19 protein-coding genes are annotated in these 17,275 nt (G+C 68.2%); 7 read left to right on the top strand and 12 right to left on the bottom strand.

Annotation, left to right across the window (positions count from 1 at the left end; translation table 11 throughout):
• Position 1: 1 nt before the first annotated feature.
• From TS85_RS16315 to TS85_RS16300, 4 genes are read right to left on the bottom strand one after another with little or no spacing between them, the layout of a single operon-like run.
• Entirely contained in the window at positions 2–658 is a 657-nt protein-coding gene (locus tag TS85_RS16315) for a DUF1345 domain-containing protein (protein WP_173426240.1), read from the bottom strand.
• The gene (locus tag TS85_RS25520) at positions 655–1,413 is read right to left on the bottom strand and encodes a hypothetical protein (RefSeq protein ID WP_155006454.1); all 759 of its coding nucleotides are present in this window, start codon (positions 1,411–1,413) and stop codon (positions 655–657) included. The genes TS85_RS16315 and TS85_RS25520 overlap by 4 nt, the downstream gene beginning before the upstream one ends.
• Positions 1,338–1,877 carry an inorganic diphosphatase gene (gene ppa, locus TS85_RS16305; protein WP_044333679.1) on the bottom strand — a complete coding sequence of 180 codons (540 nt, stop codon included), beginning with the start codon at positions 1,875–1,877 and terminating at the stop codon, positions 1,338–1,340. Before ppa ends, TS85_RS25520 begins: the two co-directional genes overlap by 76 nt.
• Positions 1,878–1,910: 33 nt before the next feature.
• The gene (locus tag TS85_RS16300) at positions 1,911–3,800 is read right to left on the bottom strand and encodes a M61 family metallopeptidase (protein WP_044333677.1); all 1,890 of its coding nucleotides are present in this window, start codon (positions 3,798–3,800) and stop codon (positions 1,911–1,913) included.
• Between the two features lie 122 nt (positions 3,801–3,922).
• On the opposite strand from TS85_RS16300, the gene TS85_RS16295 reads away from it, so the two are divergent.
• Positions 3,923–5,212 carry a methyltransferase family protein gene (locus tag TS85_RS16295; protein WP_173426239.1) on the top strand — a complete coding sequence of 430 codons (1,290 nt, stop codon included), beginning with the start codon at positions 3,923–3,925 and terminating at the stop codon, positions 5,210–5,212.
• Between the two features lie 62 nt (positions 5,213–5,274).
• Positions 5,275–6,117 (top strand): AraC family transcriptional regulator, encoded by an 843-nt coding sequence (locus tag TS85_RS16290; RefSeq protein WP_052507968.1) that lies wholly within the window; start codon positions 5,275–5,277, stop codon positions 6,115–6,117.
• Positions 6,118–6,130: 13 nt separating this feature from the next.
• Here TS85_RS16290 and TS85_RS16285 read toward each other — a convergent pair whose 3' ends face one another.
• From TS85_RS16285 to TS85_RS25515, 6 genes are all read right to left on the bottom strand, one after another.
• The gene (locus tag TS85_RS16285) at positions 6,131–6,412 is read right to left on the bottom strand and encodes a type II toxin-antitoxin system RelE/ParE family toxin (protein ID WP_044333673.1); all 282 of its coding nucleotides are present in this window, start codon (positions 6,410–6,412) and stop codon (positions 6,131–6,133) included.
• Entirely contained in the window at positions 6,409–6,705 is a 297-nt protein-coding gene (locus TS85_RS16280; RefSeq protein WP_044333671.1) for a hypothetical protein, read from the bottom strand. Before TS85_RS16280 ends, TS85_RS16285 begins: the two co-directional genes overlap by 4 nt.
• Positions 6,706–6,773: 68 nt before the next feature.
• Positions 6,774–8,150 carry a glutamate--cysteine ligase gene (locus TS85_RS16275; RefSeq protein ID WP_044333669.1) on the bottom strand — a complete coding sequence of 459 codons (1,377 nt, stop codon included), beginning with the start codon at positions 8,148–8,150 and terminating at the stop codon, positions 6,774–6,776.
• Positions 8,151–8,201: 51 nt separating this feature from the next.
• Positions 8,202–8,771, bottom strand: a complete 570-nt coding sequence (locus TS85_RS16270) for a hypothetical protein (protein ID WP_044333668.1) — start codon at positions 8,769–8,771, stop codon at positions 8,202–8,204.
• A gap of 64 nt (positions 8,772–8,835) precedes the next feature.
• On the bottom strand, positions 8,836–9,579 hold the full coding sequence (locus TS85_RS16265; protein WP_044336442.1) for a 16S rRNA (uracil(1498)-N(3))-methyltransferase: 744 nt from the start codon (positions 9,577–9,579) through the stop codon (positions 8,836–8,838).
• Positions 9,580–9,638: 59 nt separating this feature from the next.
• Positions 9,639–10,439 (bottom strand): EF-hand domain-containing protein, encoded by an 801-nt coding sequence (locus TS85_RS25515; RefSeq protein ID WP_155006453.1) that lies wholly within the window; start codon positions 10,437–10,439, stop codon positions 9,639–9,641.
• A 122-nt stretch (positions 10,440–10,561) separates the two neighbouring features.
• Here TS85_RS25515 and ubiA point away from each other — a divergent pair, with 122 nt between their 5' ends.
• From ubiA to TS85_RS16245, 3 genes are read left to right on the top strand one after another with little or no spacing between them, the layout of a single operon-like run.
• Complete coding sequence (gene ubiA, locus TS85_RS16255) at positions 10,562–11,476, top strand: 4-hydroxybenzoate octaprenyltransferase (protein WP_044336441.1); 915 nt, start codon at positions 10,562–10,564, stop codon at positions 11,474–11,476.
• A gap of 31 nt (positions 11,477–11,507) precedes the next feature.
• On the top strand, positions 11,508–12,854 hold the full coding sequence (locus TS85_RS16250; RefSeq protein WP_044333666.1) for a TldD/PmbA family protein: 1,347 nt from the start codon (positions 11,508–11,510) through the stop codon (positions 12,852–12,854).
• Positions 12,841–13,623: a 3'(2'),5'-bisphosphate nucleotidase CysQ gene (locus tag TS85_RS16245; protein ID WP_407082078.1), complete on the top strand. Its 783-nt coding sequence runs from the start codon at positions 12,841–12,843 to the stop codon at positions 13,621–13,623. Before TS85_RS16250 ends, TS85_RS16245 begins: the two co-directional genes overlap by 14 nt.
• A 248-nt stretch (positions 13,624–13,871) precedes the next feature.
• Here the strand turns inward: TS85_RS16245 and rdgB are convergent, their stop codons facing one another.
• Both rdgB and rph read right to left on the bottom strand, forming a co-directional pair.
• Positions 13,872–14,516 (bottom strand): RdgB/HAM1 family non-canonical purine NTP pyrophosphatase, encoded by a 645-nt coding sequence (gene rdgB / locus TS85_RS16240; RefSeq protein ID WP_044333663.1) that lies wholly within the window; start codon positions 14,514–14,516, stop codon positions 13,872–13,874.
• The gene (gene rph, locus TS85_RS16235; RefSeq protein ID WP_044333662.1) at positions 14,513–15,226 is read right to left on the bottom strand and encodes a ribonuclease PH; all 714 of its coding nucleotides are present in this window, start codon (positions 15,224–15,226) and stop codon (positions 14,513–14,515) included. Before rph ends, rdgB begins: the two co-directional genes overlap by 4 nt.
• Positions 15,227–15,317: 91 nt before the next feature.
• Here rph and TS85_RS16230 point away from each other — a divergent pair, with 91 nt between their 5' ends.
• The gene (locus tag TS85_RS16230; RefSeq protein ID WP_044333661.1) at positions 15,318–15,818 is read left to right on the top strand and encodes a DUF6438 domain-containing protein; all 501 of its coding nucleotides are present in this window, start codon (positions 15,318–15,320) and stop codon (positions 15,816–15,818) included.
• 380 nt (positions 15,819–16,198) lie between these two features.
• Entirely contained in the window at positions 16,199–17,242 is a 1,044-nt protein-coding gene (gene hrcA, locus TS85_RS16225) for a heat-inducible transcriptional repressor HrcA (protein WP_044333660.1), read from the top strand.
• The last annotated feature ends 33 nt before the right edge of the window (positions 17,243–17,275 follow it).

The raw sequence follows: 17,275 nt of genomic DNA, 5'->3' as shown, positions 1-17,275 counted from the left end.
CTCAGCCGCCCAGCACGTTGATCGTGAAGGCGATCACCCCCAGGTTGAACACGAACGCCGCCAGGCAGTGCAGCGTCACCACCTTGCGGAATCGGCGATTCTTGATGGTCACGTCGCTCGTCTGGAACGTCATCCCCAGGCAGAAGGCGAAGTAGATGAAGTCCCAGTAATCGGGCTCGGGCGTGTCCGGAAAGTCCAGCCCACCCGAATCGCCGCCGGTCTCCGAATCCTCAGTGTAGAAGAGGTGGGCATAGTGCAGCGCATAGATGCCGTTGCTGAACACCCATGTCAGCGCCAGCGTGCCGATCACCAGCAGCAGCGTCGGCAGCGCCGGCGTCTTCCCCTCCATCAATTCGCTGGCGACGGCCACGAGGATCACGAACGACACCGCGACCGTCACCAGCAGCAGCACGAAGCGATTCGCGTCGTTGATCGCGGCGGATTGCCGCATCCGGTCCGATTCGTGGGACAGCAGCGGCAGGCAGGCGAGCAGGAACACGCCCGCGCCCAGGTCGAACGCGCTCATCACCCCGTGCCGCCAGCCAAGGGCGGGGATCAGCAACAGCCCCGCCACCAGCGTCACCGACAGGAAGCTGACGAACCGCAGCGGGGCGACATGCTGGCCGACATGCCAGCCGGAGGGCGGGCGCGTGCTCATCCCGTCCGCGTCGCCAGCACAGGCCGCACCGCGCCGATCGCCGCCAGCGCGAGCAGCGCGATCCACGCGGCGCTGTGCCCCTTCATCATCATCGGATCGTGCGGCGCGGTGACGAGCATCGCCAGCGACACCAGGCCCCCCGCCAGCATCGGCCCCGCCGCGATCTTGCCCAGCGGCGCCCCGCGCCACGCCAGCGCGGCGAGCAGGATCGCGCCCAGGCTCAGCAGCGCGAATTTCGGGCGCACGGTCCAGAACAGCGCGTCGAACTGCCCCGGCGTACCGGGCAAATCGGCGAGGATGTCGAGCATCACGACGCCCTCGGCGATATCGAACAGCGCCGCCAGCGCGAACGCAGTCCCCGCCGCCAGCGCCAGCCGCCGCCCCGCGCGCCGCAGTGCGAAGGCGCCCAGCGTCAGGAACGCGGCATAGGCGGGAATGAACCCGAACAGGTCCAGCCACAGCGCCTCGCGCTGCGCCGTGGCCAGCCGGCTGGTACAGGGTTCGCTGCCGAACAGCGCGGCGACGTCAGCGGCGCTGCGGGCCAGTTCGAGCGCAAGGATCGCCTCCGCGCCGCCGCTCGGCCCGCAGGCGACGAGTCCGGGTATCCGCCCGAATGCGAACGACCCGGCTACGGTCGCCAGCCCGGCGAGCGCAACCGCACGCCAGGCCGGGAAGCGGTTCAGGCGGCCTTCGCCTTCTTGGCGGCCTCGATCGCCTCGACTACGATGCGCTTGGCTTCCTGGGCGTCGCCCCACTCGCCGATCCGCACCCACTTTTCGGACTCCAGGTCCTTATAGTGGGTGAAGAAATGCTCGATCTGCTGGAGCACGATCGAGGGCAGGTCCGAACCCTCGCCGACATCGGAATAATAAGGGAAGGTCGTGTCGACCGGGACGCAGACCAGCTTCTCGTCGCCGCCGGCTTCGTCTTCGAGCTTGAGCACCGCGATCGGACGGGCACGCACGACGCAGCCCGGGATGAACGGCGAGCGTGCGATAACCAGCGCATCGAGCGGATCGCCGTCGGGCGACAGCGTGTGCGGCACGAAGCCGTAATTGGCCGGGTAGCGCATCGGCGTGTGCAGGATGCGATCGACGAACAGCGCGCCCGACGCCTTGTCGAATTCATACTTTACCGGCTCGCCCCCGGTCGGCACTTCGATAATCACGTTCAGGCTGTTCGGTGCGTCGTCGCCGACGGGAATCATGTCGATGCGCATTCTATTACCCTGTTGTTGGCGCTCGGCCCCGTCTCAGCGGGGCTTGAGCAGCGTGTCGAGGCCCGCCTCTCCCTCGGTGGTCTTCACGAGGTGCGGATAGCGAAGGCCATCATGATAGTCGATGACCACTTCGCGATATCGATCACCATTCTTGAGTAGAAGCCGAATCGGTTCCTTGGTGCCCTTGGCGGCCTTGACCGCGTCTTTCAGCCGGTCGCCGGTATAGCCGCGACCGTTCACGGCGACGATATCGTCGGCCAGCGTCATCCCCGCCTCGAACGCCGGGCTGCCCCAGGTCACTGCCGTAATCCCCTTGGCGCCCAGCCCCAGGCCGAGCGAATAGTTGAGGTCGATCGCGGTCTTCGGCGTCGCCTTGTTCGGCACGTCGCTATAGACCAGCTTGTAGCCGTTGCGCTCGAACCCGCCCAGCGGCGCGCGCTGCGACACGCCGTTGACGCGCTGGTCGAGCAAAGTCCGCCAGTCATAGGGCAGGACGCCGTTCAGCGTGCGGACGACATCGTCGAACGTGTAGGTCACCTGCCCGTAATCGCCATCGCGCCCGCCGAAAAAGGCCCGCGCGAAATCGTCGATCGACTTGGCCCCGCCCGACTTCTCGCGCAGGATCGAATCGACTTCCATCCAGACGAGCAGGCCTTCGTTGTAATAATCCTCGGCGCGCTGCTGGCTCACCCATCCCTTGGGTGCGCGCGCGGTGATGACCGGATCGTTGGTGGTGTCGCCCATCGGGCGCCATTCGCGGCCAGGGCGGTTGTCGAGGCTCGCCATGATGTTGGCATAGGCCTCCAGCGTGACGTCCTTGGGCACGAGCCCCGAACGCGCGCCGAACACATAGCCCCAGAATTGGGTCTGGCCCTCATAGACCCAGAGCAGGCTGTTGCGCATCGGCATCCGGAAATCGGGCGTCCAGAGATCGGCGCCGCGGCGATATTTGCCGTCCCAGCTATGCGCATATTCGTGCGGCACGACGTTGCGGCTGTTGGGCGCGTCGTCATATTTCAGGAAATAGCCGGGCCGCGCGCCGATCTCGGTGCTGCGATGATGCTCGAGCCCGATCCCGCCCAGATCCTCGCTGATCGACAGCAGGAAACGGTAATGGTCATAGGGCTGCGACCCCATCACCTTCACGGCCTGATCGACCAGGCGCTTGTGCGCCTCGATCTGTTCGGGCTTGGCCTCCAGTTCGTCGGGCGAGTCTGCGAACACGTCGAGCGTGACGCGCGGGCTCAACTCGAACGCGCGGTGATAGCGCCCGGCGAGCACCGGCGAATCGACCAGCACTTCGTAATCGGTCTTGTCATAGCTGTAGGTGGCACCCGCAACCTTGGCCGGAACCGCCGACGCCGCCGACCAGCCCGCCGGATATTGCACCCGCGCCTGCACCGGGATGCGCCGCGTGTAATAGCCCGCCGGATAGAGGCTCATCGAATTGAACTGGAGGCTCATCAGGTTGGGCGTCATCACGATCCGCCCCTGGTCGGGCTGGGTCGCGGAGGCGAATTCGAACTCGAGGTCGAGCTTCTTCGCGCCCGCCGGCACTTCGATGTGAAAGGCGAACACGTCCACCGGATCGCGCGTCCAGGCCACGCGCTTGCCATTGGCACTGATCTGGAGGCCGGTCAGCTTCTCGATCTCGCCGCGCGGCCCGTGCTTGCCGGGCAGCCATTTCGGATAGAGCAGCACCATATGCCCGCTCTTCGCGACGGGGATCGTCTCCTTGACGCGGAAAATGCCGCGCTGGGTGTCGGTGGCGTCGATATCGAGCTGAATCGTGCCCGGATAGGCCATGTCGCGCGCATCGGGGATCGTGTTGACGAACGGCACCGGATGCGGCGCCGAATTTTGCGCAAGCGCGGGGGTGGTGGATGCTAGCAACAGGGCGGCAAGCGAAAGCGCACGAACCATGGCGGGGAGGGCCTCGTTCAAAACAGGGGGATGTGCGTTCATAAGCTTCGGAAAGAGCGTTGGTAAAGGGGTTCGGCGATCCTTCACTGCGCGCTAACCATTGCCGGCTAAGGCTGTGGCGGATGTATCACGATTCCGCACTCGCCACGGCGTCGGCAGCCGATCCGCGCCCGCGCTCGGCGGTGAGCACCGGCGTCGGGCTTGCGGGGCTGGCCGGGATGGTCGCGTGGCTGGTCGTCGCGCATCGGCTGGGGCTCGACGGGCCCTATGCCGCGCTGGTCAACGTCGCCGCCTGTGCGCTGCCGATGGTGCTGTGGTCGCTGCTGGTCGACAAGGTGCATCGCAACCCCTCGACCGGGATCGACTGGAGCAGCGCGCGCCCATGGCGCGAGACGCTCGACGTGTCGGTGACCAAGCTGACCGGGCTGTGGCTCACCTGGGGCGGGATCGCCGCAATCTATGCGCTGGGGCGCTTCTGGTGGGATACGCGCTACGCCAATTATCCGTTCGCGATGTGGTGTTTCGAAATCGTCGCGCCGGCGCTGTTCCTGTTGTCGATCCCCTATGTCCTGTGGCTGGACCGCCGACTGGTCGAGCCGCGCGACGGCGCCTGGTCGCTGGGCGCGTGGCTGATGGGCATCGACGGCATCGACCGCGAGGCGATCTACAACCATCTGCGCAGCTGGGCGGTGAAGGCATTCTTCCTCGCCTTCATGCTGTCGATCGTGCCGCCGGGCTTTGGCGATTTCGTCCGCACCGATCCGCGGAGCGCGCTGCGCGATCCGGTGGCGCTGGCGGGCTATTGCATCACCTTCATGTTCGTCATCGACGTCGCCTTCGCGACCGCGGGCTATATCCTCACCTTCCGCCCGCTCGATTCGCATATCCGCACCGCCAATCCCTATGCGGCGGGATGGGCGGCGGCGCTGATCTGTTATCCGCCCTTCCTGCTGATGGGCGATGGCGGGCCGCTCGATTACCATCCCGGCACCGCCGACTGGACGGTGTGGCTGGGCGGGCACACCTGGCTGCTGGCCGGCATGGGCGCAGTGCTGGTCGCGCTGACCGGCATCTATGCCTGGGCGACGATCGCGTTCGGCATCCGCTTCTCCAACCTGACGCATCGCGGCATCCTGACCCACGGCCCCTATGCGTGGAGCCGCCACCCGGCCTATCTTTCGAAGAACCTGTTCTGGTGGCTGTCGACCATGCCCTTCCTCGCCACGACCGGCTGGCAGGATGCGGTGCGCAACACCGCCGTCATGGCGTGCGTCAGCGGCGTCTATTACTGGCGCGCGCGGACCGAGGAGCGCCATCTCGGGCTCGATCCGGCGTATCGCGACTATAGCGGCTGGATGGCGCGCAATGGAGCGGTGCCGCGAGCCTTTGCGCGGGTCCTGCGCCGGCGATAATTTCCGCAAGATCGGGACCGCGCCCTCCTGTCCGCCTGCTATCATCGCGGCAGGAGGTGACGATGACGCATAACGATCCCTGGGAAGCGCGGATGGAGCGCGCGCTGGCGCTACTCGCACAGCGGCTCGACGCACCGCCCGACCTCCACGAACTGGCGGCGGCGGCGGGCGTCTCCGCCTTTCACTTCCACCGCATCTGGCGCGCGCTGACCGGCGAGACCGTGGGCGAGACCATCGCCCGGCTGCGGATCGCGGCGTCGCAGGTGCGGCTGGCGGCCGGCGGGGGATCGGTCACCAGCGTCGCGATGGACGGCGGCTTCGGCACGCCGCAAAGCTTTGCACGGGCATTCCGGGGGGTGACCGGCATGTCGCCCAGTGCGTTCCTATCCGCCGGGGCGGTGCCGATCAACGTCGCGCCCTCGCCGGACGCCGAGATCCGAATCGAGCTGCGCGCGCCCGGCGAACTCGTCGCGCTGCGGCGCGAGGGCGGGGCGTATCGCGAACTCAACGCGCTCTATTGGGCGGTGTGGAACTGGGCCGAGCGCGCGGGAAAGACCGGCGATCTCCGGGGGATATACGGCATCCTGCTCGACGACCCCGCCAGCGTGCCCGAGGATCGCCTGCGCTACGATGCCGCAATGGAGTTTGCCGATCCGGGCGTCCCCGAACCGCCGCTGCGCATCGTGACGCTTGCCGGCGGTGAACATGCGGTGCTGCGCCATATCGGCAGCCATGACGGGCTGGAGGACGCCACCCAGATTCTGGTCCGCTGGCTGCTCGCGTCCGGACGGATGCCCGCCGACGCCCCGCTGTTCCACCACGCGCTCGACGACCCGGAGGAAGTGCCCGAGCCGGACCTGCGCACCGACATCCTGATCCTGCTCGAACCGGAGGCGTTGCCGTGATCGACGCTACATATCAGTCGATCGGCGGCCATTGCCGGGCGGTGTGGACCAGGACGAGAATCCAGATCGTGTCGTCCGCGATTTCATAGATGAGGCGATAGCGCCGATGCGGGGTCAATTCCCGCGTGCCGGGAATATCGCCAGCGGGGCCCAGCATCGGGAAGTCGGCCAGTTTCGCGACCGCATCGGCGAACAGGCGATCGATGCGCAGTGCAGCCTGCGGGTCGCGGGCTTCGAGATAGTCCCAGATCGCCGTTCGGTCCTGTTCGGCCTCGGGCGTCCAGACGATCCTCATTCCTTATCGGTGATCCGGGCCTTATCGGCGATCCGGGCGTGCCGGGCGGCGAAATCGGCATCGACCGCCGCATGCTCGCGACCCCGTCCTGCGGCGACAGAGGTGCGCGCCAACGCGACCTTGCGCTCGACGAACGCCCGGTGCGCGTCGTCCGCCCGCTGGCGCTGGACGAATTCGCGCATCAATTCGCGGACCACCTGGGATGCCGGGCGATGCGCTGCTTCCGCCGCTGCCAGGAATTCGGCCCGAAGATCGGGTTCGAGCTTCATCGTGAACACTGCGGCTTTGGACATGTTATCCTCGCGACCGGTACTGACGAGGTATATACCGCCGATCGACGCCCGGCGCTAATCGAAAGCGCTCAGAACTTCGCCTCTTCGTACACCCGCGAAATATCGCCGCCCCATTCGCCGTTGAAGCGATCGAGCAGCATCTGCGCGGGCACCTTGCCCGTGCGGACGATCTCGCGCAGCGGGTCGAGGAAGCCGCTTTCATTGTCGCCCGAAGCGTTCAGGCGGGCGCGGGCGTTGAGCCCCGCCGCGGAGATGTCGAGAACCTGTCCGGCGATGTCGCGCAGCGTGCCGCCGCCGGGCAACGGCGCATCCAGCGCAAGCCGGGGAACCGAATCGCGTAGCGTCTGGCGCCCGGCAATGTCCCAGTCCTTGACCAGGTCCCACGCCGCATCGAGCGCTTGCCTGTCATACAACAGCCCGACCCAAAGCGCGGGCAGCGCACAGATCCGCCCCCAGCGCCCGCCATCGGCGCCGCGCATCTCCAGAAACTGCTTCATCCGCACTTCGGGGAAGGCGGTGGAGAGATGGTCCGCCCAATCGTCGATCGTCGGCAACTCGCCGGGCAGCACCGACAATTCGCCCTTCAGGAAATCGCGGAAGCTGAGGCCCGCCGCGTCGATATATTTGCCGTCGCGATAGACGAAGTACATCGGCACATCGAGCGCGTACTCGGTGTAGCGCTCGTACCCGAAACCCTCTTCGAACACGAAGGGCAGCATGCCGGTGCGCGCCGGATCGGTATCCGACCAGATATGGCTGCGATACGACAGGAAGCCGTTGGGCTTGCCCTCGGTAAAGGGCGAATTGGCGAACAGCGCAGTCGCCAGCGGTTGCAGCGCCAGCCCGACGCGGAATTTCTTCACCATGTCGGCTTCGCTGGCATAATCCAGGTTCACCTGGATCGTGCAGGTGCGTAGCATCATGTCGAGCCCCATGCTGCCGACGCGCGGCATGTGGCGCAGCATGATGCCGTACCGGCCCTTGGGCATGATCGGCAGCTCGGCGCGAGTCTTGTCGTGCCACATGCCAAGGCCGAGGAACCCGATGCCGAGCTTGTCGCCGACCTCTTTCACCTGTTGCAGGTGGCGCCCGGTCTCGGCGCAGGTCTGGTGCAGATTCTCGAGCGGCGCGCCCGACAGCTCGAACTGCCCCGCCGGCTCCAGGCTGATCGCGCCATCGGGGCCCGACAGCGCGATGATATTGTCGCCCTCGTACACCGGCTTCCACCCGAACTGGGTGAGGCCGATCAGCAGCGCATGGATGCCGCCGGGCTCTTCATAGCTGGGGGCGCGGTGGTCGGGCGTCTTCCAGTACACGAATTTCTCGTGCTCGGTCCCGATCCGCCAGCGCTCGGCCGGCTTCTCGCCCGCCGCGAAATAGGCGATGAGTTGGTCGCGACTCTCGACGACCGGCGCGTGGGTGTTCGTGTCGGTCTTGGTGCTCATGGCCGCGCCTTACATCCGCGCGAAGGTGGGCGCTAGTGGTGTCGGGCGGCGCTACTTTCCCGCCTGCTGCACCGCGCGATCCGCGAGCGCGAACAGGTGGTTGTCGATCGCCTTCAGCGTCTTGCTGCGCAGGATGAAATAGGTGATCGGCGCGCCGAACCCGAGCAACAGGCCCAGGATCCAGCCGAACATCCACACCCCCAGTATCGGCCCCAGCAACAGCATCCACCATCCGGCCGCGCGAAACTCGTGCCCGCGGGCGTTGGACAGGAACTCGGTCGTATAGCGCTGCTCGCGGGTGTTCTGGTTATAAAAGGCGAAGTAATAGCCGGTCTGCTCGCCGATCGCGCGGCCATAGACCACCATCACCTTGTGCCCGTCGCGTACCCCGAAGCTGCCCGAATAGTCGAACTTGCGCTCCTCGCCATCGTCCATCACCAGGAAGAAGCGGTTCTTCTGCGTCGTAGAGGACGAAACCTGCGTTACCGCCGGCTGCCCATTATAGCCGCCGGTCGTCGTGCTCCCGACTCGCGTTTCCGACCAGACGGCGGAACCCGCGACCGTGCCGACGACGGTGAAAATCTCATAATCTTCCGGACGTGTCGAAAAGCGCTTTCCCACTGGTCCCCCCCGAACCGATTCGACGCGACGATAAGCAAGCGATTGCTGCACCGCAATGCAGATGTCAGCGCCAATCCCCCGCCGCCGCCATCCACAGCGCCACCGCTGCCGCCGCTGCGGTCTCGGCGCGCAGGATGCGCGGGCCGAGCGCGATGCCGACCGCCTGGGGGTGCGCGCGAATCGCTTCGCGCTCGCTCGGGTCGAACCCGCCTTCGGGGCCTACCAGGATCGCGGCGGGCCCGGGCCGCGCGCGCATCGCCTCCAGCGCCGGCGCGCCGCCGGTCTCGTCGGCGAAGAACAGCACGCGCTCCGCCGGCCAGTCGCGCAGCAGCGCCGCGAGCTTCACCGGCTCGTCGAGGCTCGGCAGCGCGGTACGCCCGCATTGCTCGGCCGCCTCGATCATGTGCGCGCGCAGCCGCTCCAGGTTGAGCCGATCGACAATGGTCCGGCGCGTCAGCACCGGCAGCAGTCGGTCGACGCCCAGTTCGCACGCCTTTTCGGCGACCCAGTCGATCCGCCCCTTCTTGATCGGCGCCGCGCACAGCCACAGATCGGGCACCGCCTCGCGCTCGCGCAGCCGGTCGGTCACGTCGACGATCAGGTCGCGCTTGCCGACATGCCGCGCGATCCCCAGCCATTCGCCGGTATCGTCGTCGAAAAGCTTGACCGGCGCGTCGGGCTTGAGCCGCATCACCGCGACCAGATAATGCGCCTGCGGCCCGTCGATCCGGCGCTCGCCGGGGACGATCGGTGCCTCCACGAACAGGCGCGGGGTGGAATCGGGCGGCCAGGCGGGGGTAGCGGGCATGGCGCTCCCTAGCGCGCCCGCCGCGCGCGTCATCCCGCCCGGCCGCCCTCCACGTCCGGCTATTCGCCGGGCGGGATATCGCGCCGATCGCTTTTGCCTTTGCCCTTGCGCGGGCCGGGGCCGGAGCCGCCGGACAGCCGGGGCAGCTCGCCCTTTTCGATCTTGCCGTCGTTATTGGTGTCGAGCATCACGAAGCGCGCCTCGGCGGCCTTGCGGAACTCGACGGTGTCGACGCCGCGGTTCAAATTGCGATCCGCCACCGTCACCGGCTCGGGATAGTCGAGATAGCCGAATCGCGCCGCGCCCTGCTTCATGCGCACGTTGCGGACGGGGCGACTATCGCTGCTTTCACCCATGCCGCCGCCGGGACCACCGCCGCCGCCGCCGGGCCCACCGCCACCGCCGGGAGGGCCGCCGCCACCGCCACGCCGCCCGCCACTATCGCCGCCACCGCCGCCCGCCATGCCGCCGCCGACGCGGATTTCGGGGGCGAGCACCAGTTCATAGCGGTCGATATCGTCGGGATCGATCTCGCCGTCCTTGCGCACGTCGAGCGCGATGAAGAAGCGCGCAGCGTCGGCAACCATCTCGGCCTCGTCCAGAACGCCGTCATGGTTGGCGTCGGCGCCCGCGAACCAGGCGTCCTGCGGCGCGGGCTCGCCGGGCGTGCCGCGGAACGGTTCGCCCATCGGGCTGATGAACAGCCGCCCGCCGCGCGGCCCGCCCGGACCTCCCGGAGGCCCACCCGGCCCACCGGGTCGCCCTTCGCCGGGTGGCGGGCCTTCGGGCTGCTCGGTTTGCGCCGCGGCGCTGCCGATCGCGCTTGCCGCGATCAGGGCTGCCAAGAGTAGATTGCGCATGCGGCCCGCGTCCTTTGGTCTGTCGTCTTTGATCAGGGTCGGTGCGTGCGCGGCTTTTGTCGCGCCAATATGCCGAAATGTTTCAGCTTGATCTTTGTCGCCGCCGGGCGAAGGACGCGGCCATGGCCGAGCCTCAGACGATCGTTCCCGATACCGAGCATCGCGGGCTGGTGGGTGCGCTCCCCGCCGCCGCGCGTCCCTTTGCCCTGCTGGCGCGGTTCGACCGGCCGATCGGCTGGTGGCTGTTGTTCTGGCCCGGCGCCTGGGCGATTGCGCTGTCGGGGCAGGCGGTTGCGCGCTGGGACTTGATCCTGTGGTTCCTGCTCGGCAGCATCGCGATGCGCGGCGCGGGCTGCGTCTATAACGATATCGTCGATCGCGACCTCGACGCACAGGTCGCGCGCACCGCCAGCCGGCCGCTGGCCAGCGGCGCAGTGTCGCTCAAGGCGGCATGGGCCTGGCTGCTGCTGCTCTGCGCGATCGGGCTGGTCGTGCTGCTCCAGCTTCGCCCCTTCGCGGCTGGAGTCGCGGTGGCCAGCCTCGCGCTGGTCGCGGCCTATCCCTTCATGAAGCGGATCACCTGGTGGCCGCAGGCGTGGCTCGGCCTTGTCTTTTCCTGGGCGGCGTTGGTCGGCTGGGCGAGCGCGCCCGATGCCGACTGGACCGCCGGGCTGCTCCTCTATGCCGGATCGATCCTGTGGGTGATCGGCTATGACACGATCTACGCGCTCCAGGATGTCGAGGACGATGCGATGGTCGGGGTACGATCGTCCGCCCGGCGCCTGGGCGGAAGCGTCCGCTTGGGCGTCGCGATATTCTACGCCGGAGCGCTTGCGCTGTGGAGCGCCGCCTTCTGGACGCTGCGACCCGATCCGCTCGCGCTCGCCGCGCTGCTCCCGGTCGCGCTGCACTTCGTGTGGCAGGTCGCGACGCTCGCCCCGCTGGACGGCGCCAATGCGCTGCGCCGCTTCCGTTCGAACCGCGATGCGGGGCTGCTGATGGCGGCGGCGTGCTTCGTCGTGGGCCAGACGCTTTGACGCGGGGCCCCCGGCTTCCTAGATCGGGGGGATGCTGAGTACCGAACAGGCTTGTGACCGCGTCCACGACATCGTCGCGCGCGCACGCGCGGCGGGCGCCGACGCCTCCGATGCGATCTTCGCGACCGATCAGTCGCTGTCAGTGTCGGTGCGAATGGGCGCGCTCGAGGATGTCGAGCGTTCCGAAAGCGCCGAGCTGGGGCTGCGCGTCTTTGTCGGCAAGCGATCGGCGAGCGTCGCGACGTCAGACTTGTCCGATGCCGCGCTCGACACCCTAGTCGAACGCGCGATCGCGATGGCCCGCGAGGCACCCGAGGATCGCTGGGCCGGGCTCGCCCCCGAAGAGCGGCTGATGCACGGCAGCCCGCCGCTGCTCGACCTCGACGATGGCGGCGATGCCGACCCCCAGGCGCTCAAGGCACGCGCGCTGGCTGCCGAGGATGCGGCGCGCGCGGTGCCCGGCGTCACCAACAGCGAAGGCGGGAGTGCGGGCGCGAGCCGATCGGTGACCGCGATCGCCACCAGCCACGGCTTCACCGGCGCCTATGCCCAGACCAGCCACGGCCTGTCGGCCAGCGTCCTCGCGGGCAGCGGCGGCGGCATGGAGCGCGACCACGCGCATCACAGCGCGCGCCACGCCTCCGCGCTGGAGGCGCCCGAAGTCATCGGCCGCCGCGCAGGCGAGCGTGCCGTCGCGCGGCTCAACCCGGTGCGCGTCGCCAGCGGCGCGATGCCGGTGGTGTTCGATCGCCGCGTCGCGACCAGCCTGCTCGGCCATTTCCTCGGCGCGATTGCGGGTGCGGCGATCACGCGCAAGACCAGCTTCCTGCTCGACGCGCTGGGGACTCAGGTCTTCGCAAAGTCGGTCACGCTGTGCGACGATCCGCACCGCCCGCGCGGACTGCGCTCGCGGCCCTTCGATGGCGAGGGGCTGCCGGTGCTGCCGGTCACTTTGGTCGAGGGCGGGATGCTGGAGACCTGGCTGCTCGACAGCGCCTCGGCGCGCCAGCTCGGGCTGTCGCCGACCGGCCACGCCTCGCGCGGGATCGGCGGCGCCCCCGGCGTGGCGCCGAGCAACCTCTTCATGGCCGCAGGACATATCCCGCCCGAGACGCTGATCGGCGAGATCGATCACGGCATCCTCGTCACCGAGCTGATCGGGCAGGGGGTGAACGGCGTCACCGGCGATTACAGCCGCGGCGCGGCGGGCTTCCTGATCGAGAAGGGCGAGATCATGCGCCCCGTTTCCGAAATCACGATCGCGAGCAACCTCAAGGACATGTTCCTCGCGCTCACCCCGGCCAACGACCTCGAGTTCCGCTACGGGATCAACGCGCCGACGCTTCGCATCGACGGGATGACGATTGCCGGTGACTGATCTCGCCGCCGAAGTCGCCGCGATCGCCGCCGATGCCGGGGCGCTGGCGATGCGGCAATGGCACACCGATTTCCGCCGCTGGGAAAAATCGCCGGGCAACCCGGTCTGCGCGGTCGATCTCGAAGTCGATGCGATGCTGCGCGAGCGGCTGTCGGCGCTGGTGCCCGATGCGGGGTGGTTGTCGGAGGAAACGATCGACAATGCCGATCGGCTGGCGGGGGATCGCGTCTGGGTCGTCGATCCGATCGACGGGACGCGCGACTATCTGCGCCAGCGTCCCGGCTGGGCGGTATCGGTGGCGCTGGTCGAGCATGGCCAGCCGGTGATCGGGGTCCTCGACGCCCCCGCGCGCGGCGAAGTGTGGCTTGCCCGCGCAGGGCAGGGCGCGTGGCGCAATGGCGAGCGGTTGCGAGTCGCGGCGCGCGACACGCTGGCGGGCGCGCGCGTGCCCGCGGATGCGCTGCCGCAAGTCGATGCCGACCTGGTCACGGTGGAAAAGCCCAACTCGATCGCGCTGCGCATCGCGATGGTCGCGGCGGGCGACGCCGATCTGCTCGCGACGATCCGCTGGGGCAATGAATGGGACATCGCCGCCGCCGTGCTGCTCGCGCGCGAGGCGGGGGCGGCGGTGACCGACGCATTCGGCGGCGCGCTGCGCTTCAACACCCCCAATGGCGAGGCGTTCGGCGTGCTCGCGACCGCACCGGGCATCCACGCGGCGGCGGTGGAAAGGCTGGCGGAGCGGGCGCGGGCTGGGGTGAAGCGGTAGGTTTCTGGGCTCCTGCTTTCGTGTTGTGTCCCGTGAGGATGGCGAGGCGCTCGGCCATGCCGTTGGTCCAGGGGTGATAGGGCCAGGTGGGCTCGTGCTTGATGCGATGCGCGCGACACAAGGGCCGTGGCATTGCTGCGCAACGTAAGCAGCATCCTTCGCGACTCCTTAGCCACGCCACGCCTCGTTCTACACCAATGCCTGCGGTCCTCCCGAAACACACACCTGCGCAGGGGAACGCTGGGGAGTTACAGCACCGCCGCGACAAGCTGGCGGAAGGCGTCGGCGCGGTGGCTCATCGCGTGCTTGGCCTCCGGGTCCATCTCGGCAAAGCTCTGTTCGTGGCCGAGCGGCACGAACATCGGATCATAGCCAAAGCCGCGATCCCCGCGTGGCGGCCAGACGAGCGTGCCGTCGACGCGCCCCTCGAACCATTCGACGTGCCCGTCGGGCCAGGCGAGCGCCAGCGCGCATATGAAATGCGCGTCGCGCCCGGTTTCGGGGGGCAGCGCGGCCAGCCGGTCCTCGATACGCTGCATCGCGACGCCGAAATCCTTCTCCGGCCCCGCCCAGCGCGCCGAGAAGATGCCGGGTTCGAGCCCCAGCGCCTCGACGCACAGCCCGCTATCGTCGGACAAAGCGGGCAGGCCGGAGAGATCGGCGGCCTGCAACGCCTTCAGTTCGGCATTGGCGACGAAGGTCGTGCCGGTCTCCTCGGGCTCGGGCAGGTCCAGCTCGGCGGCGGAGACCGGCTCGATGCCATAGGGACCGAGCAAGGCGCGGATTTCGCGCACCTTGCCGGGATTGTGGCTGGCGATCACCAGCTTGCCGGGGGCCAGCTTGCGGATCGCCTGGGGGGCGTCGCCGCCCACGCCTTCGTCGGGGCCGCTCATCCGACGGCCTTCAACTGCGCGTCGAAGATGCGGGTGCAGCCGATCCGCGCGAGGCGGAGGAGGCGGAGCAGCCCTTCCTCGTCATAGGTCGCACCTTCTGCCGTCGCCTGCGCCTCGGCGATCTTGCCGTCTGCCAGCAGGACGAAGTTCGCATCGGCGTCGGCGCCCGAATCTTCGATATAGTCGAGGTCGAGCACCGGATTGCCCTGATAGATGCCGCAGCTCACCGCCGCGACCTGGGTCAGGATCGGGTCCTTTTCGAGCTGGCCCGCCGCCAGCAGCTTGTTCGTCGCCAGCCGCAGCGCGACCCATGCGCCCGAAATCGCCGCCGTCCGCGTGCCGCCATCGGCCTGGAGCACGTCGCAATCGAGCGTGATCTGGCGCTCGCCCAGCGCCTTGAGGTCGGTCACTGCGCGAAGGCTGCGCCCGATCAGCCGCTGGATTTCCTGCGTCCGCCCCGATTGCTTGCCCTTGGCCGCCTCGCGCTGGCCGCGCGTATGGGTGGCGCGGGGGAGCATGCCATATTCCGCCGTCACCCAGCCTTCGCCCTTGCCGCGCAGCCAGGGCGGAATCCGCTCTTCGATGCTCGCGGTCACCAGCACGCGGGTATCGCCGAAGCCAATCAGCACCGATCCTTCGGCGTGGCGGGTGAAATGGGGTTCAATGGTGATTGCCCGCATCTCGTCGGGGGCGCGGCCGGATGGGCGCATCTGCTTCAGTCTCCTGCAAGGTTGGCCCGGGCACCTAGACCGTGCGTTAGCAACGCGCCAGTCTTGGCGGACGATCCAGGGGAGAGATGCGATGCGGAATTGGGCAATTGGCGGAGCGGCGGCGCTGGCACTGGCGGGCTGCGTCCAGCCATCGCGCCCCGGCGGGCCAGTGGCGATCGAGGGCGATTCGATCACCTATGAGACGGGCATGTGCTTCGGGGCGTGCCCGGTCTATTCGGTGACGGTGCGACCCGACGGGAGCGGGGTCTTCACCGGCAAGCGCTTCACTGCCGTCTCGGGCGAGCGGGCCTTCACGGCTACTCCTGCGCAATATGAAGCTTTCGCCGCCGCGCTCGCGCCCTATCGGCCCGAAAGCGGCGAGGTGCGCTACGCTCCCGGCGAATCGCGCTGCACCAATGCCGCGACCGACATGCCGAGCGTCGATGTGCGTTGGACGCGCGCGATCGGCGACAGCCAGCATCTCTATTATTATTTCGGATGCAATCTCGGCGAGACGCGGCCGATCGCCGACGCGCTGGGGCACGCCCCGGATGCGCTGCCGATCGCGGCGTTGATCGGGGAGCGGCCCTGAGGCTGGGTGTGCGCAGGTAGGAAGAAGGTCTTTCTCGCGCAAAGGCGCAAAGGCGCAAAGGCGCAAAGGCCGGTGTGGCCTGGGTGAGGTGGCCGCCACTCCTTTGTGGCTTCGTGGCTTTGTGTGAAGGAATTCTGCTTTCGGCAGGGTGGAAGATGTTCTCACACAAAGCCACAAAGGCACAAAGCCCAGGGACGTGAGGCCATCGCGCAATCGACCGCGCATCGAGATTTGGCAGCGGCTGCGCCGCCCGATTACGCCCCAGCTTCTTCGCGTCTTTGCGCCTTTGCGCGAGAAACCCTTCTTTCCTGCTCGCGCCTTCTGAGCCAACCCCCGCTAAACCGTTGAGGCTTGGGCCGCCGCAGCCTACATCAGGGGGTATGACCACACCCCCGATCCACGAACTTACCGATCGCGCGCGCGACGTGTTCCGTATCGTGGTCGAATCCTATCTGGATACCGGCGCACCGGTGGGGTCGCGGACGATTTCCAAGATTTCGGCGCTCAGCCTGTCGCCCGCCTCGATCCGCAACGTGATGCAGGACCTGGAGGAAGCCGGGCTGCTCGCCGCGCCGCATACCAGCGCGGGGCGGATGCCGACGCAATCGGGGCTGCGGCTGTTCGTCGACGGGATGATGCAGGCCAGCGAGCCCTCCGCCGAGGAGCGCGCCGCGATCGAGGCGCGCGCGGGGCAGGTGGGGCCGATCGAGGAGGCGCTGGCCAGCACCACTGCCACGCTCTCCGGGCTATCGGCCTGTGCGGGGCTGGTGCTGGTGCCCAAGGCCGAGCCGGTGCTGCGCCAGTTCGGGTTCGTGCCGCTCAGCCATGATCGCGCGCTGGCGGTGCTGGTGGGCGAGGACGGGTCGGTCGAGAACCGCGTCGTCGAGCTGCCCGGCGGGATCGACCCCGGATCGTTGCAACAGGCCGCGAATTATATGAGCGCGATGCTCACCGGGCTGACGCTGGCCGAGGCGCGGGCGCGGATCGAGCGCGACCTGGGGGCGCAGCGTGCGGCGCTGGACAGCGTCGCGGCGGCGCTGGTCGAGCGCGGGTTGGCGGTGTGGAGCGAGGATGGCGGGCGGCGCCCGGTGCTGATCGTACGCGGCCAGGCGCGGCTGATCGACGCCGCCGCCGCCGAGGACCTCGACCGCGTCCGCCAGCTGCTCGACGAGCTGGAGGGCAAGGAGGAGATCGCCCGGCTGCTCGACAGCGCGCGCGAAGGCGAGGCGACGCGGATCTTCATTGGGTCCGAGAACAAGCTCTTTGCGTTGTCGGGCTCGTCGGTCATTGCCAAGCCGGTGCGCGCGCTCGACGGGCGGGTGGTCGGCGTAGTCGGGGTGATCGGCCCGACTCGGTTGAACTATGCGCGCGTCGTACCCATGGTGGATTTCACGGCGGCGACGATGGCGCGAATACTGGCGTGACCGCCGGCAGGTGAGCGAATACGAACAGGGAAT

Source organism: Sphingomonas hengshuiensis, assembly GCF_000935025.1.
Lineage (GTDB): Bacteria > Pseudomonadota > Alphaproteobacteria > Sphingomonadales > Sphingomonadaceae > Sphingomonas > Sphingomonas hengshuiensis.
This window is presented reverse-complemented; position numbering and strand designations above follow the sequence as displayed.